The organism is Nostoc sp., assembly GCF_036917135.1.
GTDB lineage: Bacteria > Cyanobacteriota > Cyanobacteriia > Cyanobacteriales > Nostocaceae > Nostoc.
The window spans coordinates 125009-150630 of sequence record NZ_JBALEA010000030.1; the positions used below are offsets into that span (position 1 = coordinate 125009).

General features: G+C 40.2%; 14 protein-coding genes. 9 read left to right on the plus strand and 5 right to left on the minus strand.

Annotated elements, in window-relative coordinates; all coding sequences use genetic code 11:
* Positions 1–479 precede the first annotated feature (479 nt).
* From V7K50_RS08550 to V7K50_RS08575, 6 genes are all read left to right on the plus strand, one after another.
* Positions 480–1868, plus strand: coding sequence for a GNAT family N-acetyltransferase (locus V7K50_RS08550; RefSeq protein WP_334779950.1), 1389 nt, complete (start codon positions 480–482; stop codon positions 1866–1868).
* Positions 1865–2698, plus strand: a complete 834-nt coding sequence (locus V7K50_RS08555) for a hypothetical protein (protein WP_334959045.1) — start codon at positions 1865–1867, stop codon at positions 2696–2698. Before V7K50_RS08550 ends, V7K50_RS08555 begins: the two co-directional genes overlap by 4 nt.
* Before the next feature lie 42 nt (positions 2699–2740).
* Positions 2741–6763, plus strand: coding sequence for a hypothetical protein (locus V7K50_RS08560; protein ID WP_334959047.1), 4023 nt, complete (start codon positions 2741–2743; stop codon positions 6761–6763).
* 118 nt (positions 6764–6881) lie between these two features.
* Positions 6882–7748, plus strand: coding sequence for a hypothetical protein (locus tag V7K50_RS08565; RefSeq protein ID WP_334959049.1), 867 nt, complete (start codon positions 6882–6884; stop codon positions 7746–7748).
* Between the two features lie 2 nt (positions 7749–7750).
* Positions 7751–9019: an ATP-binding protein gene (locus V7K50_RS08570; protein WP_334959051.1), complete on the plus strand. Its 1269-nt coding sequence runs from the start codon at positions 7751–7753 to the stop codon at positions 9017–9019.
* Positions 9020–9031: 12 nt separating this feature from the next.
* Positions 9032–10147, plus strand: coding sequence for a phosphoribosyltransferase-like protein (locus tag V7K50_RS08575; protein ID WP_334959053.1), 1116 nt, complete (start codon positions 9032–9034; stop codon positions 10145–10147).
* Between the two features lie 16 nt (positions 10148–10163).
* On the opposite strand, the gene V7K50_RS08580 is transcribed toward V7K50_RS08575, so the two are convergent.
* From V7K50_RS08580 to V7K50_RS08590, 3 genes are read right to left on the minus strand one after another with little or no spacing between them, the layout of a single operon-like run.
* Positions 10164–16004, minus strand: a complete 5841-nt coding sequence (locus V7K50_RS08580; protein WP_334959055.1) for a DEAD/DEAH box helicase — start codon at positions 16002–16004, stop codon at positions 10164–10166.
* On the minus strand, positions 15997–17331 hold the full coding sequence (locus tag V7K50_RS08585) for a hypothetical protein (RefSeq protein WP_334959057.1): 1335 nt from the start codon (positions 17329–17331) through the stop codon (positions 15997–15999). The genes V7K50_RS08580 and V7K50_RS08585 overlap by 8 nt, the downstream gene beginning before the upstream one ends.
* Positions 17332–17349: 18 nt before the next feature.
* Complete coding sequence (locus tag V7K50_RS08590; protein ID WP_334959059.1) at positions 17350–19050, minus strand: hypothetical protein; 1701 nt, start codon at positions 19048–19050, stop codon at positions 17350–17352.
* Between the two features lie 521 nt (positions 19051–19571).
* Here V7K50_RS08590 and V7K50_RS08595 point away from each other — a divergent pair.
* The gene (locus V7K50_RS08595; protein WP_334959061.1) at positions 19572–19898 is read left to right on the plus strand and encodes a CHAT domain-containing protein; all 327 of its coding nucleotides are present in this window, start codon (positions 19572–19574) and stop codon (positions 19896–19898) included.
* A gap of 404 nt (positions 19899–20302) precedes the next feature.
* Entirely contained in the window at positions 20303–20878 is a 576-nt protein-coding gene (locus V7K50_RS08600) for a Uma2 family endonuclease (RefSeq protein WP_334959063.1), read from the plus strand.
* 14 nt (positions 20879–20892) lie between these two features.
* Here the strand turns inward: V7K50_RS08600 and V7K50_RS08605 are convergent, their stop codons facing one another.
* Together V7K50_RS08605 and V7K50_RS08610 are read right to left on the minus strand one after the other, a co-directional pair.
* Positions 20893–22209, minus strand: coding sequence for a hypothetical protein (locus V7K50_RS08605; protein WP_334959065.1), 1317 nt, complete (start codon positions 22207–22209; stop codon positions 20893–20895).
* A 13-nt stretch (positions 22210–22222) separates the two neighbouring features.
* Entirely contained in the window at positions 22223–22693 is a 471-nt protein-coding gene (locus V7K50_RS08610; RefSeq protein ID WP_334959067.1) for a hypothetical protein, read from the minus strand.
* A 288-nt stretch (positions 22694–22981) separates the two neighbouring features.
* On the opposite strand from V7K50_RS08610, the gene V7K50_RS08615 reads away from it, so the two are divergent.
* Positions 22982–25622: nSTAND1 domain-containing NTPase (locus tag V7K50_RS08615; protein ID WP_334959068.1), on the plus strand; the 2641-nt coding region annotated here is incomplete at its 3' end.

The following is a 25622-nucleotide window of genomic DNA, read 5'->3' on the forward strand; positions in this document are numbered from 1 at the left end:
ATAACTCGCGTACATCAGCGAGATTTTAAGAGTTCTAGTCCGATTATTAGGCTTAAGGATAACTCAACTGTGAGAACCAGGGAAAATCCAGTTAGAGTTGATCATGTTTTTCCAGATGCTTTCAATACCAAACACTTGCAAGTAGCCTTTCTGATACGACAATTGGCTCGTAGTTTAGGTGAGATATGATTTGAACAAAAGTCCTGGGTACTTGGTTGAAATTACTCAAAGTATATTGTAATATTACAATCCATTGGATTTAAAAAAATCTAAGTATAAGTAGGGTGCGCTACGTAGGAGTCCGTAATGCACCAAAACTTTCGGACGGTGCGCGTAACGCAACGCTTTCACACCCTGCGTATATTTCAAAAATCAAACATGAGTCCTATAGTAAAGCAGGCTAATTTGGCAAAGTGGTTATGTAAAGATGTTAAGTTATAAAAGCTTTATTGATATATGGAGTTAAAAAAGGTTCTTGGATGGAGTACGTGCAGATTAAATCCTTAGAAACTACAGTGACATTTGCAACAGAAAAAGACTTACCTTTTGTCAAGGCTCTCGCAGATGCCCATCGCCATGAGATAGGTTTTGTTAATAGAGCTACTTTGGCTGAGGCAATAGCTCATAAGGAAATTTTATGTACGTCTCATGGCTTCTTGCATTTTCATCACAGGCGTGACAAGATATCCACTTTATACCATCTTTCTGTTTCCCCATCTCACCGTCGGCAAGGTGTAGGTCTTAAACTAATTAGAGCATGGGAAGAATATAGCAGAACATCCGGTATAAAAACTTTACGCCTCAAATGTCCATTAGATTTGGAAGCTAATGGTTTTTATTACCGAATGGGCTTTAGTCGAGTCAATATTGAACCAGGAGTAAAACGCAGTTTAGTTGTGTGGCACAAAAAATTAGTGCCTACAACACCATTAAGTTCTCAATTTGTTGCATCTTTTAGTGCGGGTGGTTCCCAATTGCAGCGCCTTTTTGAACTATGGAAATCAGGCGGTGATTTGGAACGTAATCCCTTTGCTTATGTTATTTATTCACCTATTGCTTGCCCACCATCTACTACCAAATTTTTGCAGCAACAAAAAGATGTAGAAAACATTAAAAGTGTCTGGTTAGATTGTGGTGCTTATCAAGTGCAGCAAGGTAAACGAACTTATGATGAACTTCTTGCCTTTTTAGATAAATTTTATAAAGAAAACCAATGGGCAGATGGGTATGTATTACCTGATATTGTACCTTTAAGCACAGATGATGATGAGATTGTAGAGTACAAAGTCCGTGACACACTCTACCATTGTGAGGCATTTTATAGCAAAATGCCTAGTTATGTACAAGAGCGTGCGATCGCTCCCGTACAGGGACGTACTATCAAGCAAATCAATCGTTGTATCGAAACCTATGCAAGGCTTGGCATTCGCAGAATTGGCTTTGGTTCTTGGGGAACATCAGGCCCTAACGGAAGTGTCAATATGATATCTTTTGAGAGCTTGGCATTATTTAAAAAAGTCTGTGATATTGCTAGAGAACATGGAATGCTCGTTCACTGTTTTGGGATTGGCGGGCCAAACAGCTATAATCGTCTCCGCAGACATAACTTAATTCCCGATACTCTCGATAGCACAACTTGGTGGAAAGCTGGAGGCTTTGGCAGTATCTTTTTCCCTAATAAATCTCAAATTCAAATTACAGTGAGACGTAGTTTTGAAACCACGAAAGCGGGTGTAGAAAAGCTCAAAAGAGATACTCACCACTCCTGTTATTTTTGTGAAAGTATTGAGCAATTAAGAACTAGCCGAAATCATCGAATTATGCACAACCTAGTCGCTTGGTTGGATACATTGGAGCGTGATTTATGAACAAAAGATTGACTCTCCACCTACAGCAAAACACCACTTTGTCAAGAGTGGCGGTTATTCTGGAAAATTTTTCTATTCAACAAACAGATATTGACCAGTTAGCGGCTCTCTGTCAACTTGGAGCTACTGTTTTACAAAAAAATGTTTTTCCCTTTCTGCGTAACCTTTCTATTCTCGACAAAAAGAATCCATCTGGTTTAACTCCACTAGGGAAAGTAGCGGCTGATATTCAACAATCAAACCCAGCTTTACTAGGCGATTTTTTACACTTGGTAATTTATCACCTACATCTTTTCGACCCTGATAAAAGGTTCTCCTGGGCTTATGCAACTGTCGTACAACAACTGTGGTTACGAAAAGAAGTTATTTTATCACCTGCTGAAAAAAAGTCCATAGTGGGAGAAGTGATTGAAAAAGCTGCTGTCAACTTTGAACTTCCTACCAGTGAAATAGCATTCAGTGATAGCAGCATCACTGGTGTCTTGAACTGGTTACATTCTCTATCACCCTGTGTAATTAAATCAGAAGGAAAATCCGAATACTTCAGTCGTCGCTACTTCTGCGCTGCTCCTATTTTTCTAATGGCGGTAGACGCGATTTACAAACAACGGCAACGAACCTATGGAACTAAGATTTTCTTGCGCGAAGACATTAAAGACGCTATTTGTCAAATGCTTTTGCTAGATCCGAGTGGGTTAGACGGCACTCTAGATAATGCAAAATGCACCTATGATTATGACCAAGGAGGGTTCTTTGACTGTGGGTATGAAGGGGGTTATGGACAGTGGATTATGTTAACTAAATCCCCAGACTGGAGTCAATTAATTTAAAATTTTATATTCTCTTCAAACCTATACATTAAACGACTATTTATGAAGAAATTATTAGAGCAACTAGAATCAATTCAAGCAATTGTAGATACCGTTAGTCCATCTCAGATTGAAAGCGAACTTGAAAGCATAGCCCATAATTATGAATTATATGCTACCAGCTACGACCCCCTGGAACAGGTTAAAACACTTCGAGACCGTTTAATTGATGAAATTGGTAAGGGAAAGCCTGTCAATGGCTACCTAAGTGCTGACTATGGCTATGGTAAAACAGCAACCCTCATTTATTTTTGGTCTGAGTGCAGGCAGAATAAAATTGTAGCTGTGCCACCGTTCAAATTTAAAGAATTGAGCAACTTAATGGTTGCCACTTATGCCTGGATTAAGGCAAGTTTAGAAAAATCCTCCCCTAGTCTTGTTCCTAAAATTGAGGCACTATATTCTCAGTACGGTCTAAAGTCTCAACAAGAACAAGCCGCAGAAATAGCCCGCAAGTACAGAGTCTCTGAAGATAAAGCGCTCAAAATTGTTCAAGAATTAAAAACTGACACCACCAATACTGATAGTGTTCTGAATTTTTGGCAGGAAAGCGTTTCTATACTGCGGGAAGCAGGTTTTAAGGGTTTAGCAATATTTGCTGACGAATGTCAAGAATTCCTGCGGACTGAAGAGGGATCTAGCGTTCGTATCCAGATTTTGAGCGATTTAGTCAAAGGAATGCGGGCTTTAGGTTCTACGCCTGTCGCACTCATTCTCGGAATGCCTACCACGCCCACTGAATCAGCGATTGAAGAACAGGCTGGTGATATTATCCACCGGATGCAGGAGCAGAAAGTATCGCTGCGATTAACTGACGCTTATAAATCTGATTTTCCGAGTAAGCTTTGGGATTTTTTGTGTGAGAAGTTTTTGCCAGAGGATAAGTTCCAGAGAACCCAGTTAGTAGATTTAGCAACGCTTGAAAGTTTGGGACAGTTGTGCGAACGCAAAGACCTAGGAAACGGCCCTCGCACCGTCATCGAAGTCTTTAAACGCATAGTTACTTTTGCTCAAGAAAAAGGGAAGCCTGCTCAAGAAGAAGGGAACCCGTATACTCCTCTGGATTTAATTGAGGATTATCTTGAGGGACGAGTGCAGTTATACGGTACGCAGCAGCACAAAATTAGTGATGCTATTAACAAAGTAGAGTCAGTGATTTCCTTTAAAAAACATCCAAAAGGACGAGAAGTAATTAAGCTTCTTGCTAGTTTTCCATCGGGTGTGAACGCAAGTATCGCTGAGAGCTTCGGACTGTTAAAGAGTTTAAAAAAGCTGGCAGAAGACGACGATTTTTATGGTTCGTACATTGTACAACCAACCGAACGTAGCTTTGCCTTAGTTGCTCTTCTTCAAACAACTCCTCCTACAGTCATTGATAAAATTCTTGGGTCATTTCGTCGTAGCTGGTTTGGAGAGTGGAATGATGCTCAAAAAGAAAAGATAGCAACAACGATTTTCTGCCAGGAAATTCTCCCCTTACTTTTCCCAGTTTCTCGCTCTGGTCAGAAAGCCAATTGGAATTGGCGCTATAAAGGTGAATGGCAAGAGGATAGATTTGGATTTTATAATTTTTTGAACGGCTCTCCTGAGAGATACAATTTAGAGTTTCCCAACCGTTCTGTCGTCATTAGTGTTGGTGGTGAAGACTCTGACTTGATGAGATTTACTCCGCCAGAAGAAACTCACTTAGACTGGCGATTTTACTTGAGCTATGACCAGAATGCAGCTAATATTCCACAAAGATTAACTGCGATCGCGGGGACAGGTCAAGTAGATTTCCACCTTCAGCTTGGTCGAAGCGAAAGGGAATATCCCGCAGCTTTCGGCTTACTCCGCAAAATCATGGTAGCCGAACAGTGTTCAGCTTGTACGTTGCTTAATTTATCTGATCATATTCAAAACTGGCTCTCAAGCCGTCCTGAAGTCAGCAAAGCAGATAAAGATAGATTAGAACACCACCGTCAGGAGTGCCACGCCTTAGCTCTGCGGCTGCTATTCCCATCAATTGCATCAGAAACCTGGAAAATTCGCGGTCTAGAGGCAGTCAATGGTACGGAAACAAAACTGATAGAATCTGTGTTTTATCAAAAGTGTAAAACTCTATTTCCGAACTATCAATCTTTCTACACAAATCTGCGTCCAGCACTTCTCAAGTATAAGGTAGCGCTTGAGAAAATTTCGTTGTCTGTTCGCCGGGGTCGTCAGTTTTATCAAGCCTCAAAGGAAGACTTTGAAAAGATATTTGAAATTGCGGGTTCTGGTCTGCCTAGCCTTTTGGCAATTTTGAAACAGCACGGTTTGACTAGTGAATCCAAAATTGCTAGTAAGAAAACAGAAACTTCTCAAGTTCAATTTGCTGTTCATCCTCTGGAATCCTTTATTCAAAACAAACTGAAATCAAAAGAGGCAGTTGAAAATGTACAGGAGCAGGAAATTCTCCAAGAAGTAAATTGTTTAGAGATATGGAAAGAGGTCAAAAAACTTGGCTATCTTCAAGAAGAGTTTGAGGAAGCACTGGAATGGTTACAACGCCGTCGCTATGTAGAATGGGAGCGACCAAGGGGAATCATTCGCACTTCTGTGGCAGAACTAGACCCTAATGACTTGAAGGGTCAGTTAAATGAACTTCGCACTCAGGTTTCTTCGTTACTAGACATTTTTCATGAGAAGCTTTTACACGAGGTTGTTAGCGAACTCAATGAAGCAGAAACAACTCTTTCTTCAGTAGCAACTTCACCAGAGGGGTTTAAGACAACTGAAGACATACAACTAACTTTCTTAAAAGACTTTGATGGCGTAAAGACTGCACAGAATCTCGCGCACTACAATGATGATGTGGTTCTTGATGGGGTTGATAGAACAATACAAAACCTAAGCGAGCGCCTTGAAGTATTTCACCAGGATAAACGTCATACTCTGCAAAAAGAACTAGGTGAAATTACACGAAAATTAGAAAATTTCACACTCACATTGAAGGCTTCTAAAGTTAGTCAGGCAATTCTTACTATGAGTGGTTTAGAAGATTGTCTTAATGACCATCGAAAGACTTTAGAAAAACAATTTTTACAGCTAGATCAAGATTGCCAGAATATAGCCAGTTCGGTTGCCTTAGAAGAAGCAGACATTCTGAAATTGCATCATCAACTCAATCACTGTAAGCAGTTTCTGCAAACTAACGAAAGCACTCAAAAACAACTACAGGATTTAGTAGCTGGTCTCGAACAGTGGCGAATTATTTTGACAGGTGCTGAGAATTTACGAAACAGTTTGAGTAACGATTCAGAACATCTAGTGCGGTATAACGATGAGTTTGTTGACCGAGTGGTAGAGCATTTTAGCCGTCATGGGGTAAAAAGTTTTAGAGAATACGATCTGCTGCAAAAACCCTTGGCTGAAATTGAAGTTATTATTAAGGGTGAGAGGCGATCGCGTCGAGATGCTTTCGAGCAACTACTAATTCAATACGAAGATTTATTGTGTCTAATTGCTCCTAATAAACGTTATTTGAAAGACAGATGCAAATTTGATGATGAAGACAGTGAAGGCTCTTATAAAGCCCTAAGACAAGTTTTTTGGGAAAACCTACTCCAGCAGTGCAAAAATTGGATTTTCGACTGGGAGCAACTAGAAAGAGATTTATACTTTATTGCCCGAAACTGCGAACAAAATGTAAGTGACATTTTGAATCAAGTCAGCAATTTTAAAACACAGTTACTATCAAAAATAGACTTGTGTGAGGAAGCACTCACAGACTTTGAAAACCTTGAAACGCAGGTTTATGAAATCAAATCTACTTTTGATAAATGTCTGGGTTTGCGTGAGGAATTGAGCAAAATTCAGCTTTCAAAGGATGAAAATATTCTAGAAGAAGAAAGACAGTTTTTAAATGTCATTAGCACGGTAGAAACTGGTCTTACAATTAGCCAGGTTTGTCAAAGTTTACCAGAGAATCAGGATGTATGGAAACTTTTAAAGACTTTGTATAAAAAGGGTTACTTAGAGATTACGCTCCGCCAACGAGATTAATTTTTACTTTGGAAGCAAAGGTATTTTTGAATAAAAATAGCCAGACTACCGTAGCACTCCGATTAAGTGATAAGCAATAAAATACAATAAACTTTCTACTTATACGCTTAAAGGTACTATGTCCAAGATAATTCCAATTTTTTACTTACCCAAGGAGTATGAAGAGGACATGAGAATGCTGGCTCAGGGGCTTGTCGCTAATAACGGACAGACTTTAAAGGTGGCTTTGTCTTGGCTTGAACATAAGCTAGTTACTCATAAGGCACATAAAGGAAAGCCAGCAGGAACGCCCATGTCTGCTACAACTATAAAAAACTATTTAGCGGGTTTTTACGTTCTCGATCTCTATAAAGCAGATGGTCATATCTATTCAGACATAAAAACGGAAAAGACCAGAGCATCGATTTCTGTTCAGTCAAAAATCCAAGTTATCAACCCTTTAGAAAATCTTGCTCAAAATTTCTCTTCTCTTGAAGCATTTAATGAAAATTTAACTCAGATTTGTTCTCAGTATTCCCAACTTGTTAAAGATTACAGTAATGCTCGATTTCTCCTTTATGAAAAACATCAATTATCAGAAAATCCCGAAGCATCTCAACTTCAAGAATTATTAATAAAACACTGTGGCTATAGCTATGTTGGTAATCCAGGGGTGGGTTATCTCGATCTGTTTTATAGACACAAGATACAAATTGACAATTACTTAAACCTCTTAGACTTCATTTTAAATAATTACCGCGATATTGCCCAGAAAAGTCTGGGTTTAGTTCCAGTTGCTCAGATTCGTGATAGAGTTGTGAAGCAAGTATTAGATTATACGGAAGAAGACCTTAAAAAACATTTGATTCAGTTGCAACTGACTCACCGTATCGAATTAAGAACAACTAAATCTCAACTTGCCCGTAATATGGGAATTGATTTAATTGACATTCGAGGAGTTAAGTATGGATTTATTAAGATTTTAGAACCTGCTATTGCTGTTTGACTATGCCCTATCAAGACGTTAATGCAAAATCTATAGCACCTGCCCAAAATCCTTATGTTGTTTCTGGATCTGCTGCATCAGTAGTATCTCAGGACGACACCTCAAAACTGGTTCGTACAAAATTTATTAATAACCTTCTGGATGAAGTTAAACAATCCATTAAAATCAGAAGACCTATCAAGTTATTTTTTGTAGGAGAGTATGGATATGGGAAAACAACTTTACTCAATTTGATAGCAAAAGAATTTAATGATAATGGCGGGGTGTGCGTTCCCATTAAGTTTCAAGAAATCGTGACACCGATTGCAGCATCAAGCCAGCAAGATAAGCACTTTGAAAGTCTTTTGGGAGCAATTCTACTGAAGTTGTACAATGTCTTGCTTCACGAAGGTCTTTTAACCAAATCAGATAAAGTATTATTTGAAGAAACAGAGTTGATTAATTTATTTGAGATTTTTTTTGAATTACTGAAGCGGACTCAAAAATATTATGTGCTAATTGCTTTTGATGAAGTTGAGGCACTATTTTCTAACCTCAGTATAGAAATTTCATATTTTATGAGTTTCTTGCACAGTTTGTCCGAAAAATTTTCACAAAGACCAGGTTGGGCATTGTGTGTCAGTGTGACCGAAGAATACTATAGTCAAATTATTTCAGAAGCTCGCCAGCTACAAGAAGCACGGTTTAATTTTAAAATCCTCAAGCCTTTGAATCCACAAGAAGTAAAAGAGTATATAGAAACCAAAAATAGTTCTGTAACTTTGAGGAATGATAATAAAGTTTATCCATTTGAAGAAGAAGTCATTGACTTTGTTGCAGTAGTTTCTGGAGGTGTTCCACGATTTGTAGAGACTATTTGCCAATTGCTTTGGGCTGAAGCAGAACCATCCCAAACATCAGTTAGTCTTGAAACATCTCGAAGAATTTTCAGTAATAGTTATCGAGTCTATGCGGAGGCATATTTTTCAGAATTACGAAATAGTCATGATTTATCTGAAGAAGCAGAGGCTTTTTTAAATCTTCTATTTTTTAGTGGTGGAAGAAGACAGCCAATTCAAGACCTTTTGATTATATATAACTCTTGTTCGATTTCTTATTTTTATGGACTAAATAAAGAACAAGCCAGATATAGGTTAAAAAAAGCAAGTTTAGAACTCAAAAATAAGCTAGGTTTTGAGCAATATATCGAAGTTTTTGGACAAAGACCATATATGTACCATCTTACAAATTTAGTATATGAGTATATTTTCAAGTTTAGGGAAAGACTGTAAAATAAACGCTTTATGTCCGCAGAAAACCTGGATCGCAACTCTCCGTCCATTAAGCCTAAGATTATTGCTGAGGAAATTAAGCAACTACAAAGGAAATTAAGTGAAATTGTAGAACCATACCAAAAACCGATTTCTTCAATTTTACCAGAAGAACGGAGGGTAGAAACTTCTTTGTTATTTGACGATATAGAGATTGAGGCTTGCTATGATAGGTTTTCTAGTTGGGAAGGTTCTTTGTCAAAGAAAACAGTTCGCAATTGGATTAATCAGTTTGAAACAATACTAGAGCAAAACATAGCCTATTTACTCCTGAGTAAGTTACATTTTTTTTCCAAAACCAATATTGAATCAGCTACTCGAAGCTTACAGGAACAGTTACTTAACTCACTTTTGACAAAAGATAGTCTTTGGGTAGCTTTTCGTAAAGATCCTAAAGTTGTTTTGAAAGATAATGAAGCTGAATTTAAAAAATGGTTGAGAAATAAAATTATTAGATATGCTGAATTACCTTTACCTCCGAGGACATCAGTAGAAAGTCAATATCGACTTTGGGGAATTTATGAAAGGTCAGCATTGACGGCGACAAGCGTTAGTGATGACAAAAAAATCAGACCTCTGAGCTATTATTTTCAAGCAGGCACAGGAGATCATGAAACATCAGTTTTTGTGTTTATGGACTATACTAACGGTTCTGGTACTCAACTCACCAAATGTATTCGAGAAATCAATAAGTTACTAGTACAATATCCTCTGTATAAACATTCATTGTTTATCTTTATGTATGTAGTTCAGGCTGCATCATTCAACTTAGCTAGTATAGAATTTGCTCCTGGGAACAGTGAGACTATCTGTTATGAACCGATGCTTGGCTATAAAAGCAAAGAAATTATGGATATTCTCACCATTCACCAAATATCTGAATCAGAATATGATGATTTCATAGAAAAATATTGCCTGCGTGCTTCTGGAAAGAGTGATGCGGGATATCGAGACTCTGGTGCTTTAACCTGTCATCACTATAGTTGTCCCAACAATACACTACCTTTTTTCCATAAACCCAGTAAAAACTGGGAACCGCTTTTTAGAAACAGCCAAACACCAAGCGCCACTAGCTATAAGCAAAAATAATTTTCTAGACAAAAATCTACACACAATCCCCCGGTCGGCGGATAACCATAAACGGGTCGGCAGGCTCAACTTGATAAGCTGGATGCTGCGTTTGTGCATCTGCTTCGGCTGCAATCCACTCTGGATGGTCATCGTTCCATAAAGGATGACGCAAAATGCGGATAGTCCGACGTTGAGGATTCTGGTGAACATACCCAGTAAGTGTCGCAAACTGCACTGGAGAACTATAGCCCAAACGCTGGAGTGTTCCAGGAATCGTGCTTTGGACTAGGTTAAGCCAAGGATTCTGGAAATTTCCCCAAGCAGAGTTGAGATCGACTACAGATGAGGGATTAGATACTAACCGTGCCATATCCAAAGCCAACCGCCAGTCTAATAAGCCGTGATAGGCAAGGTTTTGATAGTCCCGCAAACACAAGTTACATGATGTATCGCACTCACTCCCATGTTCGTGAGGATTTATCCACTGACTGGCAATGCTATTTGGAATTGTTGGGTCTGCCTGAGCTATTAGTTGTTGAAATTCGTTCGGCTGGGCAAGGAAACGACAATACCCCGCCCCATTTTCTAGTTGATCGCTTAAGAAAGCTTGACCGATTATTGCTCCATTCTGCTCTAGCGATCGCAAACCTGCCTGCAATTCCAGTGCATCTACATCCAAGTGAGCCGCTGCTGCTATCCGCAGCCAAAATCCGAAAGAATACCAAGCTGCACGACCTACAACTGTTCTGGGATCTGCAAATACACCACTAGGCCATTGATTAATACTTACCAGCAAAATATCAGTTTTCCGGCGAGACAATAACGCCACTCGGTAAGTTGCTCCAAATGTACCTACTTGACTATTAGGATCTGGAGACACGGCATACGCACCAGGTCTCGGTCTTCCAAAAACAGTTGCTTGTTGGAAATCAAACCCCCCATTACCGCCATTGTCATTAACAGAAAGGATGTCCCAGTTAAATGCAAAGACAGAAGCATTGAGAATAGATGAAGGCGTACCAACATTTGCACCGATACTCAAAGAAGGTCGAGTCGATCGCGGTTGCCATTCAAACTGTCCGTCAAAATCCTCTGGCTGTAAATCTGTAAAAAATGCTTTGGGTTCTCTGGCATCTAGGCAACGCAACTCGATCGCATGACACACTGGACATTCAACTTTTTGTGTCTGACTTCCAACGATTGATGGATTTAGTATATGTTGATAAACAACTGCTTGACAGTTACCACAAAGTCCAAGAGATTGGTTGCTATTTGGGAGTGCTGGGAAAAACCCTGGATAGGAAGCAATGGTGTTGCCTTGAGGACGCAATTCAACTACACCACAAGCTGTATGAACTGCCTTATCTTTAACAGTTTGCGACCCAGGAGCAAATTGACTGATAGCCACATCCAGGTTACGATCCACAACCCCGGTTTCAGGCGGCCATTGAGAGCCTGCTGAAGGCCAACGGGTATAAAGCAACCGCACCCGCGTTGGGAAACCAAACATCGGTAATAAACCGGCATTAGCTAAACGTTCGCTCAGTTTATCTTGGCTGTAGCTAGGATCATTCACAATATTTTGAATGTCAGGTATTAGACCATTGCGGAGATAATTCAACATTTGGGAATTACTGGCAAGAGGTAATGTTGTTTGTTCTCGCAAAATATCCAAAACTGACAAAATCGCTGGCTCATTTGCTGAGTTATTCAACCAATCTGCAATTAACGATTCGTAATTCCCCCAATCAGCAACATCACCAAACTCGCCGTGTACGTTATCAGTTCCACCCAATAATGCACTAATACCTGTGTCTGCAAAGGCTTGCCTTAAGACTTCTTTGATGAGGACGCGCTCAAAAATTTCTTGACTCGTCATATCGACGTAGGGCGGTGGCGGTGGGTCGCCTGTGATGCTTTCTGGACGTTGGAAATAAAAGTCATCATGGCTTCTGCCACGACAGAAAGTAACAGCCAATGAGACTCCCGCAGAACGTCTGCCTGCACGACCTACTCGCTGTTGATAATTGAAGCGTCGGGGTGGCATATTTGCCATCATTACTGCCAGCAATGCACCGATATCGACCCCTGCTTCCATTGTTGTTGTGACGCTCAGTAAGTCGATACCCTGCACACGCTTAATTTCATTCTCAATAAAAATATCTTGGAACCAGCGCTGGCGTTTAGTGCGATCGCCTTTGTCAGTTTGACCCGTTAATTCTTCTGCATTTAGGCGGAAAGGTTGACCCGATTGTTCTGACAAATAGATGTAGTAATCAAAATCAGGGGTTGTCTGTCCCGGTGTTAATTGAATCGTGGGAAAGTTGGGATTGTCAGAACGGCGATCGCTGTTACACTCTGGACAAACTCTAGCCGCAGGTTGGAGAAATAAAGCGTTGCATTGCAGACAACGGTATCCTGGGCGAGAGCCATTGATAGGGTTGGGCGGCAAAACGAGATAGAGTCGATCTGGATCTAGTGCAAGTCCGCCACCACTTGATGTACAAGCTTGCGATTGGATTAACTGTTGCTGTATATCAACTGGTGCTAAACCAGTTCTATTAATGTACCGCAGAGCAAAGTTAGCTAAATCTGAGTTATTGCCAAGGCGGAAATAGGGAAAATAACGGTGCAATTTCCGAGTTCCTAATTGCCGGATCACTGCTTCTGTTGCTTCTATCAGCCTTGGCGATGGATTTCCTTGCGGTTGATAACTGACCCAACCTTGTGCAAGTCCTTCCAGTGTTCGGGCGATATGGGGGAAAATAGCGTACATTAATTCATCAGTTAGTATATCCTCTAATCGATTAATATGATTGCTTTGTTGCTGCGTGGGAGCAACAATTGGTGTAATTGAATTGCCCCTCCAGTTATAACAGTCAAACCAAGGTTGCCAATTTTGACCGCTTCCTTGTCCAACCGAATACTTTAATGCCTTAAAATCTGTTCCACCTGGGCAAATCCCGTATTGCAGTAAAGCATCTCGAACGGTTCGCCGCAAATTTAATAGAGGAATTCTCTCTGGATATCGTTGAAGTAAGTCAAGCCACTGTTGACGAGCTTGCGGATCGAATGACGGTGAATCCATCACCCAAGACATTGCTTCCATTACTAAATGGGGATAGGCATTGCCAAATCGGTTGCGCCTTTCCATATCATCTGAACAACTTGCTGAACTGACAGCAGCATGAAGATTAGGTTTTACAGCTTGCAGTCTAGCCAGTGCTGCTTGATTATTTGTGCAACTAATGCGAAGAAAGGCGATCAAATCATTCCAGTAATCCCGGAAAGACTGGATCAGCAACATCCGCGCCATATCACGATAATGATCGCGCTCCATCCCAGCTGCTAGCTTGGCGGCATCTTGACGACTGTCGGAAAATATTACTAGTTTGCGAGACGAACGACTGGTAGGGCTTGGTGGTGCTGGCATCTCCCTGAGCAGTCCACTGGCAAGCACTTGGCAAGCTTTCTGAAATCCCGTGCGTTGGAAGCGCAAAGGTGTGGGGAATTTATCCCGCCTACCGTAGTCGGCATCGCAACGGGGACACTTGGAGGGTAAAGCTCTTTCGTTCTCGATAATTTCATCTAGCCTGGCTCTCCCAATGCTTTCAATTTCGTACATCCATCCTGGTATTTCATCTGCCGTTAATTGTCGGGAACCGTTCTGTATGCGACGCACTTCGGTTCCATTGAGTTTTGTGACTATGCCTGTTATTTTATTCAACGTTGCTTCAGCCCATCTTTTTCTTATTCTTAAACGGCTGTTGCTTTCTATTTGATTAGTCCATTCTAAGTCTTGAGGTTGCGTACTCCAAGCTGGTGTCTCGTTGGGCAAAGGCCAAAATATCCGGTAGTTTCCGTAACTTTGGTTGAGTACAACTAGATCGGGAATCCCTTCGAGATTGGGTTGGTCGGGTGTCAAAATATCTATATTTGCGTTGCCATTTACGTTGCCTATTCTGCGAGTTGTTTTGTAGCCACCAAGAAACACATCTCCACAAACTTCACACACAAGTAAGTCAAGAACACGGGAGCCACAGGAACAGGTTAAGCTGTGAATAGCATGGATAGCACCAACTGTTGGCGGAGTTGGATCGCTTTGGCGACGTTGAGGATTTACGGCTGAGTCAGTGCAACCGGGATTACAGCAAGCCCATAAGTTTTGCAGGTTGTGGAAGAATAAATGACCGCGCACGGGTTGGGGCGATCGCCCTATGTTTAATCTTTGAGACATTCCCAGTGCTAGGAGCAGTCCCCGCATTGCATCAGATACTACCCTATTAGTTGCCGCGCCTGGAAAAAGTTGACGGTCTAAATCTACTGGAGCATTTAAGTTATTTGGATCTTTAACTTTTATAGCCCGAACTGTAGGATTGGGATTACTTGGGTTAAGCAAATGGTCAACTTCCCGACAAGCATCCCGTAGAGCATCGGCTGCACCTACAGTAGCTAGTGCTTCGCCAAGGTATTGCTCTGCACTCAGTCCAGATACAGTAGGCTGTCCCATCTGCATAGCCAAATCAGACATTGCATTTCGTACCTGATTTGACGCTGAATCTGGTGGCTGCATTGGTTGAAATGGATCTGCCTGCACTGACTGGGCAAACTGAGCAAATGCACTTTGATATGCAGAAAGATTGAATCGCGCTCCTGAAATGGGGGGTGTTTGTTGTCCAGAGATAAATTCAAAATTGTCCCGCCCAAAAAATTCACGCAGAAAGTCTCTACCTTGCTGATTTGGTTCAAGACTGGCTGTAGTTGTCAAAATCCTTAACTGCGGTGAATTTGGTGTCAACCCCAAACGCGAATACAGCAATCGCAAGATATAAGCAACTTCTGTTCCTGGCGTGCCGCGATAAGCGTGCAGTTCGTCAATAATTAGGAAAAATTGATTTTCGGGATTGTCAGCAAGCCAGTTACGAGTAGCATTAAAAATATTGTTCTCAATACTCCGCATCATCATAATGTTGAGCATCGAGTAGTTAGTAATTAAAATATCCGGCGGACTGTCTTGCATATCCCAACGCGATCGCATCTCGCTGCCATCAAGTCGCGGGAAGTAATAAGGCAAGTCGGGCATATCCTGAAGCAGAGACGGATTGTTTTGGATAGCTGTATCTACCTCTCGTCGTTGCCGTTCAAGTTCACTTAATTCGTTTTTCAGTCGTCTGATGCTATCGTCTTTCTGGATGCCTGAAACAGGGGTTTGTCCGGTGTAGCGTCCAAAAGTAATTCGGTTTTCCCTTCTGTTTTGATTTAACCACTGGTGTACTTGTGGCGCTTCTAGTGCTTTTCTCAATCGGCGCAACTGGTCTTCAACTAAAGCATTGAGAGGATACAGAATTAAGGCACGCATGGCTTTTGGTCGGGGTGCGTGCGCCCATTGCGATACGCGATCGCCATTAGGATTTACATTTGTATCCCACCACCGATGATTGTTTGGGGGTTGAGGAGTAGCTGCCCAAGTCTGGGATTCCTTTGCCAACTGTGCTAAGAGCGGTAACAGAAAGCACTCAGTTTTACCAGAACCAGTACCAGTGGTAACAACGATATCTCGCTGGTTCACCAGCACTTGGTAAAGGCTTTCCCACTGGTGTTGGTAAAGTTGGACTCCCGGATCGAAAATCATTTGCCCTAGTTGTGCTAAATCTTGGTATCCAGGCAGTTGATTGGCTGCGGCTGACAAATTCATCCCTGACGACGGATAAATGGGGACAGGCTCAACTAAAGGAGGCTGACTCAAGATGCCTGGTTGTTGTAGGAGGCGATCGCGTTCTTCAGCCAAAGCACGGTAACGTAGCGGAAAAGCGCTTTTAATATACAGCTGATAAATCCGGTCGAGTCTTTGATACGCACCTACTAGGTCATACATCAGTAGATTCCCAGACACAATTGATATGCAGTTTATAACATATTTGTAGCATCATGTCTCGATCTACATTTTCATATAACAACCATGAATTAGAATATTTAGGTAGTATTCCAGATGCCAGCACCAAAGCGCGTTCGTAAATTTCTGGCCATCTTTGGGATACAGGGATTGCTAAACGTTTTGTTTCAACTTCGTAACGAGCAATACATTCTTGACCACTATGTTGTAATGCCAAAAATCTCAACCCGTACCAGTCTCCTTGAAGCCAGCAACCATTTTCGTAAAAAAGTGTATACAGGGGGCGATCGCTTATTTTTGTGTTGTACATCCGGTACATACCAGTCTCTCTGGGTAAAGCGCAACTGATAAAATCGTTTCCATCAAAAAGCTCCCACTCGTAGAGACTGGGTACAATTCCCTGTAAATTTCTAAGGCTTTGCTTCCAAGTTGTTAGTTCAGGCAAGATGCTAGCTAGCAACTTCGATACTTCACCTGCGTTAATAATAGAAAATTCTTTGCTTAATTGTTCAACTAAATTAGGTATAATACTTGGGTTGTCAGCTTGAATGCGAACACAAGGAGGAGCTTCTCCTATTGGTTGGTTTATCAATTCTAATGTTGTTTGTTGTTTGAGTTTTTCAAGTAAATTTATGCTTCGTGAACCGCACAATATAAATTCTTGGAAGTTTGACTCTGATGTAATTTTAACAATAGCAATAGGAGCGATAGACCATCGATAACCATCTGGAGAAAACTCTATATATCCCAGCAATCTTAACCTTCGTAAAATTCTTTTAGGTTCTTCAATCTTTAGGGCAGCACAAGCTTTTTTGAAAGATTCCCAAGTCCCACCACCAAGAGCGGATAGCCAGTAAAGAAGTTGCTCGTATCGACGGGATATATCAATATCAATGAATGAATTATTGATAGATGCTGACTCTATTAAGTCAAATGGATTATCACAGGTTAATTCCTGTACGGGCTGATAGGGAATATTGTTAGTATACTCATAAACATCATGAGCGACCCCAACCATAGGTTTTATTTCTTCATAACTAAAGCTGGGGCTGCCTTTAATAGCAGATTTAAAAAAAGGTAGTTTAAGCAGAGTTGATTGAACTTCGGTTGGTATATCACCTTTTTGTAAACTTTCAAGCGCGAGAAAAAAGTAAAACGGTTTGCGTGATTTTACCCCTTTTTCCACTCGTAAAAGCGGAACGAAATTTCCCAGATTGTGACGTTGAACTTGCTTGGAAATTTGCTCAATAAGTTCTTGTGGGTTTCCCCTATAAGAAAAACCTTTATACCAGCGCTGGATTTGTGGCATTATGCACCTGATTTGCTTTTACTCTTTTGCAGAAACTGTCTGAATGACGCTGCCACATATATAATTCCCTGAACTAATAGGCATTATTTCATAACGTTGTGGTTTTTCTATACCAAGCCAACTCCAATCGACGATTTTGACCAAACGTTCTGTGGATTCTCCTGCACAAGTTGCCTTTACAACATAGTCTCCTGAACTTGGGAAATTTACCGAAATTGGCGTATTTGTACTTTGCGATCGCTCAATTATTGATAAATTATCCAATAATCGAGTTATTTGTAACGTCACAGTGGGATAAAAACCAAAGATGGTAACTTGAGGACTATGACCCTCCAACCATGCGCTCTGCTGCGGAACACGTAACCCCCCTGAAAAGCTAATAGATAAACAAACATTCGGCTGCAAAGCATCCTTAAGTTCTTGATTGCTAATAAATACTCCATTCCAAGCTAGGGAAATAACCATGCACTGGTGAAGCTCTACCCAGTTTGAATCATTAAATACAGGCTGAGGTTCACCACTCCATTCTATTAGCCGCTCATCTCGCAAGCGATTGATATGTGGAAGTAGTTCTTTTTTACATAGCAGGATAAATTTAGTGCCGAGTGATGGTTGACCCCAAGTAGCATAGACTCCTGTATCTGTATCATCTGGATCGGGAATTAACATCCAAAAATCACGAGAAGGTAAAACCAGAGAATCAAGGTCAGATTGCAGAATAATTGGGTATTTAGCACCGCGTTCCAATTCACTTAAACTTAGAGGAAATTCTAAGGGTAAATACCAGCCAGGGCGTTCATCTATTAACCGTTGATCTCTCTTACCATACTGAATTTTTATAGTGTTTAACTCCCATCCCCGCACTTTTTTTGGGTAAGGATAGTAATTAACGTCACTAAAAAACGGGTCTTCTGTGCGATATAAACCAGCAAATATGTTACGACTCCAATTACGTACTTCTGCTCTTACTACTGCTGGCCGTCCTTCTGCTTGCCACTGCTGGTAAATTTCGTGAATAGATTCGGCTACTGCTTCATAGCGTTCCCTGTTATCAGTTAGCAATTGTTTGAGGTGTGTAGAGAGTCGGTGCGCTTCTCGTCTCACACCAGCAAACAGAGTCATGGCATCCCACTGCGCTGTCCATTGTTTCTCATTAAACAGTTGTACAAGTCGGTTTTTATCTGTACGACGAAGTAGAGATTGAGAAATTGAATAATTAATATAGATTTTTCCTCCGCAACCTCGATATGCTGAAGGCATAAATCCATTTATCATCAACCAAAGATTCCAGTCTTCCCATAAGGGTTCTTCTCCTTGTTTACCAAACTTCATACCTGGCGGACGACCATTTTCTGATGTTGGCAAACCTAATACTGCTTTTAGACGCTTAAAATAGTTCTCTTCTGAGATTTCCTCTTCATCTACCATTTCATTGGCTGCCAGAACCATTGCACCTAAAAAAGCAACTCCTTGCGGTAAGCCGTGTAAATTACGTCCCTGCAATTTAGCCAAATTAACTCGTCCTTGTGCGACAACTTCTTCTCTTACGGCTCTACGGAAGTCATCACTCCAATTGCTATCTTCAATTTTTTGGTTGAATTTCTGACCAATTTGCTCTAATATCTCATTGTCAACACTCAGATAAACTCTTTTACCCCGTGGCAAGCCAGTGGTAAAATAAAATATAAGCGCTTGATTCCACTCTCTGTAATTTGCCATTGCAATTCTAAGTAATTTGATCTTATTGTGAGTATTTATGCTTTTATAGACGAGCTATTAGATACACTCATGCTTTGGTCAGTACAATCTTTCATACCTTCACTGTTACAATAAATTATACAATTATTATACTTAAAAGGCGAGGTATGGCTGTCACTTTTATACCAAACTTCACTATTTACGGTAAGAAAATGTCATAGACCAACAAGTTTTCCAGAAGCGTACCAGTCCTTCATTTACACTTGGGAATATATGGAGCCGAAATGAGCTTGTAATATGCGTTTCAATCACTTTTTTTCTGGGTAGACTTCAGAGTGATCGCTGGTGATCATGATGGAAAGTCCCAACAAAGACGGCTGAAAACTTCATTCTCTCATCACCTTGCAAAAGTTTTTGGTCTACTGAACGTAATACATCGTAACTGGAAATACTTTTGGCAAATACTTGCTAAGGCTGGTGTGAGGAAAGGCTCAAAAGAGTAGTTTGATCGCGCAGTGAAGACTTCCGTGCCGAACTACAGTATGTTCACTACTTTAGAAACAACTGCTCTGAATCTGGTAGGCACAAAACTGGTGCTATTATCCACGTGTTATACAGGTTTAGGAAATATCTCGGCTGGTGAAGGGATTTATGGCTTATGTTGCGCTTTGGTAATTGCTGACGCTGAAAGTCAGCTGATTATCTTGTGCAAAGCGGCAGATATTTATAGCAAATATTTGATGGTAGCCTACTACAAAAAATTACTAGACAATAAGGGACGAAGTGAGGTACTGCGCCAAACACAACTAGAAATGTTGGAGGGTGAAAAGCATCAACATTCTTACTATTGGACAGCAATCACAAAATGAATCAGTTTTTAGAGTTAAGTGATCGCTCCATGCTAGTGGCTATAGGTAAAGTGAAATAGAGTGCGATCGTGACTGAGGTATTTTTGTGAACACTATCATGCCAGCAATAGAATTAGAAGATGTTTAAAATTTTGAAGAGTCCGTCAAACTATTGATATATAAAGCTTTTCATAAATTGTTTAATCGTTTTATTTGTTTATTAGACTAGGAATCAAGTATCTTTCAAAGTCATGAACTAAATTGTTCAACCGTTATTTATTCTTTATCACGAAATAACAAGCATTTGAGTTGCTAAAATTGTTCGGCCGAATTATTTATCTACAGTCTGGGCGCTACTACAAGCCAATGTATTCATGATTTTTTGAGGACTACCTCAAAAAAATCCTTTATTTAAAAGTAGCGCGATGACACAGACAACTACAGAGCGTTTATACTCTTTTGAAGAATATCTTACTTATGACGATGGTACTGATAGCCGTTATGAACTGGTGGATGGGAAACTAGAACTTAGGAATCCACCACCTTTTAGACATTTGCTGATTTCTAAATTTATTGAACTGGCATTTAAGGCAGAAATCAAGGGCTTGAGTTTACCTTGGCTATGCTTTAGAGAGGCGGGTGTGAGAACGGGATGGCGGAAGTCAAGATTGCCTGATGTTTATGTTGTCATGGCTGAACAGGTGATAGAATTCCTTGATGAGTCTGCTGTTTGTCAGTCTGCGCCGATGTTAGTAGTGGAAGTTGTGAGTCCTGATTCGGTGAAACGCGATTATCGGTATAAACGTTCTGAATATGCAGCGTTAGAGATTCCTGAATATTGGATTGTAGATCCAATAGAGTCAAAAATTACGATTTTATTGTTGTCAGAAGGATTGTACGAGGAAAAAGAGTTTAGCGGGAGTCAACTAATTGTGTCTGCTACTTTCCCGGAAATTGCGCTTACAGTTGAACAAGTTTTAGCTGCGGGTAATGTTGGTTAGAAAATAACGATATCTCACGATCGCAATCGTTTTCTCAACCACCAAACCACAAAACCAACAATCATTCCAAGTATTAGACTGCCACTTAAAGGATACTTGCAAAATAAGTCAACTTGCTTAAAAATATCTTTACAATCTTTTGCCGTCTCTCTTACCAGAGATACAGTTGCTATACCAGCACCCGCAACAGCTACAAGCTCTTGGAAGTTATGATCTCGTTCAGATTTTTCGACTTCTATGCGACTGCGAGTAGCGTTAATTGTATCTTCTAAAAGTTGCAAGCCAAGCTGCATATTTTCGATATCTTTGGTAATTTGTGGTAAATATTTTTTGTTGGCTAGTTCGCTAAATTTTTCTAAAAAATCTAACTGATTATTTTGATCTGCTTTTTCTTTAATCAAAGCCAAGCGAAGCTGATAATTAGATAAATTTATTTCAATAATTTGTTTTTGAAAAGACAGGTTGAGTAAATCGATTGTATATTGCTGGAGAATGTTATCAACGTTATTTAAAATTTTCCGAGAATTAGTAAAATTTTGCTTTTCCTGCCAATAGTTATTTGGGTTAGTAATTGTTCTGTTTTCTTCTATTTTTTTATAGTGATTGAGCAAAGATTCTTTAACTAAACGACTTTGCCAATAAGCCCACGTAATCTTACTTCGATAACAAAATAACCCCATCCAATCTTTATAAAATTCCGCAGCTTGTTCGGCGCTCTCTCGATTACTATAAATAGTAATAATCACATGATCTTCGTTACTATTTATAGGAGTAGTTACGTTTTTTTTGCTCTGATTTATATATGGTGAGCGCCCTATTTCAAAAACTTTTCCACCTAAAAAAGTACCTTTTTGTGGTTGCCAATAAGTATCTTTAAATAAAGCAGAATAGCAATCTTTGGCAATATCTTCAGGATTTTGAGACGAGTTTTCTGGTAGCCAACCAGAAAGTAACCAGGTTTTGCCAATTGTTGTCAGTTCTTTATTTAGTTTTTGTTCAATTTCAGTTTTTAAGATTGTAAAAGACTTAGCTGGTTGAGTTTCGGTTTGATTATTAATAGAACAATCAAGTTGTAAGCCATAAGTGTCATTTAATCTAACAGCATAATAGTATCCTTCTAAACTTTTATTGTGGGAAATAAAGTTAATTTGAGGAGGATTAGTAATCTCTAAATACTCAGTTTCAATGTCAGGATCGTTGAATTGAGTATCAGAGGGGAATTGGTCTAAAAAAGCTACTTTGTTTTTTTGTGTTTCTGCATCAGTTGTGTTTAAAGAAGTTTTTAAAGTATATAAAAACAAATCGAGTGTCGGATAGATTAAATCGCTCATTACAAGGAAAAAACTAATTTGATTGATTGAATTTAGATAAATATTCTTTCAAATCTTCTAAAAATGTGGCTTGTCTAACTGTTTCTCCTGGTTGAGGAGAACTACAAACTATGACTACAACATTATTAAGTTGGGTTTCGTAGCCTGTAGCTTCATTTTTTGCTTTAAAGCCTCTAGTTATTGGAGCCTCTTCAAGAGTATTGAGTCTATTAATTTGTGCTTCTGTAGGAAATAAATAATCAGGAATTTCTTCTAGATTATCTAATTGAGATTTATAAAAGTGATAAGACTGATTTAAGTCAGGATTAGGGGTTATTATTTCTAATAAACGTCCTTTAATATAGTCTTCCCAAGCTTGGGGTTGGGTGTCTAATTGTTTGGCAACTTCTTTTAAATTCTGTTTCTCTTGTTCTCCAAGGGTAGTTTTTAAGTCTTGAAACGCCAAGAGAAAAGCGATGATAGTATTGTCAGCCTTTGTGTTCATAGGTTTTTATACCAAACTCACTACGACTAGTATAAACATAATTTTAGTGAAATAATTACAGCAGATATTTTGATGTCTAGTTTTAATTTTCTCTGTCTAAAAAGAATAGGTTATTAAATAAATTGTTGTTTATTATACATTCTATTCCGTGAATAAATTTAGTTTATTGCATAGTTTTCTAGTAATTTTCCGTAAAAACTAAAGAATGCTGTGAATTTAGATTCAAGCTGTGGACAGATTTTGCCTACAGTCCAATAAAAAGTTCTAGTTGTTAGTCAGGTAATAAAAATGGCATCGGAATGGGCTGCTCAAGTTATTGGAATTAATTATTACCCAGAGTACACTACCCTCAAGCCGCTAACAGCAGCAGCAGAAGATGCTGAAAAAATTGCCGAACAATTAGAACAATACGGTTATAGACCTTTTCGCGCTGAGTGTTTACCTAGAACTTTAAACCAGAAGGGAGAAAATACAATTGATCGCCAAGGGGCGGTAAAGGTGCAAGAATTGAGAGAAGCGATCGCTAATCTTTTCAATCCTCCCGATCCAAACCCCACGCCAGAAACAGCGTTATTCTTCTTTTCGGGACATGGGTGGTGCAAAACTGTAGCGGGCAAGGAAGAAGTATTTCTAGCTACCAGTGATGTTCTACCTGAAAAACAAGTCTATGGTATACCCTTAAGTTGGTTGGGTGAGCAGTTGCAAAGAAGTCAGGCTAAACGAGTCGTTGTTTGGCTAGATTGCTGCTATAGCGGTGAATTGTTAAAATTTATTCCCACAGATAAAGACTATTGTTTCATTACTGCAACCCGTTCCTACGAAACTGGATTAGAAATTCCCCACACGCAGGGGTTATTGACAGAGACGTTACTCGCAGGATTGAACCCGGAAAATGACGCAGATGGGATTATTAATAGCCACAAATTGGCAGATTTAATTATCAGCCGAATGCCGAATACAGTCCAGCGTCCGTTAATTGCTAATTCCCCACGAGCAATTCTGCTGACTACTAAGTTTTCTCGAAAAAGCTTTCAGGATAAGTGTCCTTATCGTTCTCTGTCGTATTTTACCGAGACAAAGGAAGATGCTGAGGTTTTTTATGGGCGGAGTGCGCTGACTCAGGAGTTGATTCAACAGGTGAGAGATAAACATCGTCTCATTGCTGTATTAGGTGCTTCTGGTAGTGGGAAATCATCGATGTTACGGGCGGGGTTACTCTACCAGCTAAAGCTAGGACAAGAGATTTCAGGGAGCGATCGCTGGACTTATATTACTCCCTTTACGCCTAAAGAATCTCCTGTTAACAGTTTACAGGAGGCTTTTGCACGGGATCTCGAAAACCTCTCTCCAAACCTCTCTCCTGCGAGGAGAGAGGCTTTGAATTCTCCCCCTTCCCTTGTAGGGAAGGGGGCTGGGGGGTTAGGTTCTGCGTTAGCTTTTCCACATGACCTGAATTGTCAGGTTATCGGCGAGAGGTTAAAAGCATTAAACACACCAGTCATTTTGATTATCGACCAGTTTGAAGAATGCTTTACTATGTGCGATGACAGCCAGCGCCAAGAATTCTTTGACTGTTTGCAGGAATTAATTGATTATACAGATAACCTCTATATTTTCATTGGAATGCGATCGGATTTTCGGGGGAGATGGCGAGAATATCCCGAATATGCCAGCAGAATCCATAAACCTTACATCAACGTCGAACACTTAACCCGTGAGGAAATTGAAGAAGCGATTACTAAACCGGCTGATTGGGTAGGATTAGGCATAGAGGGAAGGTTAAAACAGCAACTAATTAATGATGTTGAGGATTACCCCGGAAGTTTGCCTTTGCTGCAATATACGTTGACAGAATTGTGGCGTGAATCGATAAATCAAAGCGATGAACTTCTCAGCCTGAAAACTTATGAGGATTTAGGCGGGGTGGAAGGAACGCTACAAAAACGCGCCGATGCAGTTTACGAAAGTCTTTCACCAACAGAAAAAACTGTGGCGCGGCGGATTTTTCTAGAATTGACGCAAATGGGAGAAACTACAGATGTACGGCGGCGCGTGCATTTGGGCGAGTTGGTAAATTCCCATCATTCCTTAAATCTTTTGCAACAGGTTAGTGAGAAATTAGCCGATAAAGATGCACGATTAATTACAAAGACAGATGAGCCGGATTCCCAGGATGTAATTTTAGATGTTGTCCACGAAGCCTTAATCCGCCACTGGCAAATGTTGCGGGAGTGGAAAGAGGAATATAAGTTGGGAATAGCGATTGAGCGACAGATTGAAGCGGAAGCCCAAGAATGGGAGAAGAATGATAAAAAGCCAGGGTTCCTCAGAAAAGATGACAGATTAGCGGTAGCAGAGGGATATTTAGCTAAATTTGGTGATTGGCAAATGCTGAATGGGGTAGCCGAGGAGTACATTCAGGAGAGTCAAGAACTGCAAAATCGCCTGGTTCGAGAAGAGAAAGAACGTCAACTAGAAAAGTTGGCAGCAGCACGGCGGCAAAATCGAGTTGTTACATTGTTTAGTATGGGGTTAGCTGTAGTAGCTATCTTCGCGGGTTATCAGTGGTACAACGCCCAAAACAAAGCTAAGGAAGCAATACAACAAAGTGCGATCGCTCTGGCGCAAAGTTCTGAATCTTCGCTAGTATCTAACAAGCAAATTGAGGCTTTAATTGCAGCTACACAGTCAAACAGACAACTTTCAGGTAGAACACTTAGGAAAGATGTCAATTTAGAACAAACGGCTAACCAGCAAGCTGTAGTCGCACTAAGGCAAGCAATTTACAATATGCAAGAGCAGAATCGCTTGGAAGGGCATAGCGATTGGGTCTATAGCGTAGCATTCAGCCCCGATGGCAAGACCATCGCTTCTGCTAGTGCTGACAAAACCATCAAACTTTGGAATGCAGCTACAGCCAAGGAAATTA

Excerpts from the sequence above, each read along its gene's own strand:
- V7K50_RS08550 (WP_334779950.1), top strand. The coding sequence starts at position 480 with ATGGAGTACGTGCAGATTAAATCCTTAGAAACTACAGTGACATTTGCA.
- V7K50_RS08555 (WP_334959045.1), top strand. The coding sequence starts at position 1,865 with ATGAACAAAAGATTGACTCTCCACCTACAGCAAAACACCACTTTGTCA.
- V7K50_RS08560 (WP_334959047.1), top strand. The coding sequence starts at position 2,741 with ATGAAGAAATTATTAGAGCAACTAGAATCAATTCAAGCAATTGTAGAT.
- V7K50_RS08565 (WP_334959049.1), top strand. The coding sequence starts at position 6,882 with ATGTCCAAGATAATTCCAATTTTTTACTTACCCAAGGAGTATGAAGAG.
- V7K50_RS08570 (WP_334959051.1), top strand. The coding sequence starts at position 7,751 with ATGCCCTATCAAGACGTTAATGCAAAATCTATAGCACCTGCCCAAAAT.
- V7K50_RS08575 (WP_334959053.1), top strand. The coding sequence starts at position 9,032 with ATGTCCGCAGAAAACCTGGATCGCAACTCTCCGTCCATTAAGCCTAAG.
- V7K50_RS08580 (WP_334959055.1), bottom strand. The coding sequence starts at position 16,004 with ATGTATGACCTAGTAGGTGCGTATCAAAGACTCGACCGGATTTATCAG.
- V7K50_RS08585 (WP_334959057.1), bottom strand. The coding sequence starts at position 17,331 with ATGCCACAAATCCAGCGCTGGTATAAAGGTTTTTCTTATAGGGGAAAC.
- V7K50_RS08590 (WP_334959059.1), bottom strand. The coding sequence starts at position 19,050 with ATGGCAAATTACAGAGAGTGGAATCAAGCGCTTATATTTTATTTTACC.
- V7K50_RS08595 (WP_334959061.1), top strand. The coding sequence starts at position 19,572 with ATGTTCACTACTTTAGAAACAACTGCTCTGAATCTGGTAGGCACAAAA.
- V7K50_RS08600 (WP_334959063.1), top strand. The coding sequence starts at position 20,303 with ATGACACAGACAACTACAGAGCGTTTATACTCTTTTGAAGAATATCTT.
- V7K50_RS08605 (WP_334959065.1), bottom strand. The coding sequence starts at position 22,209 with ATGAGCGATTTAATCTATCCGACACTCGATTTGTTTTTATATACTTTA.
- V7K50_RS08610 (WP_334959067.1), bottom strand. The coding sequence starts at position 22,693 with ATGAACACAAAGGCTGACAATACTATCATCGCTTTTCTCTTGGCGTTT.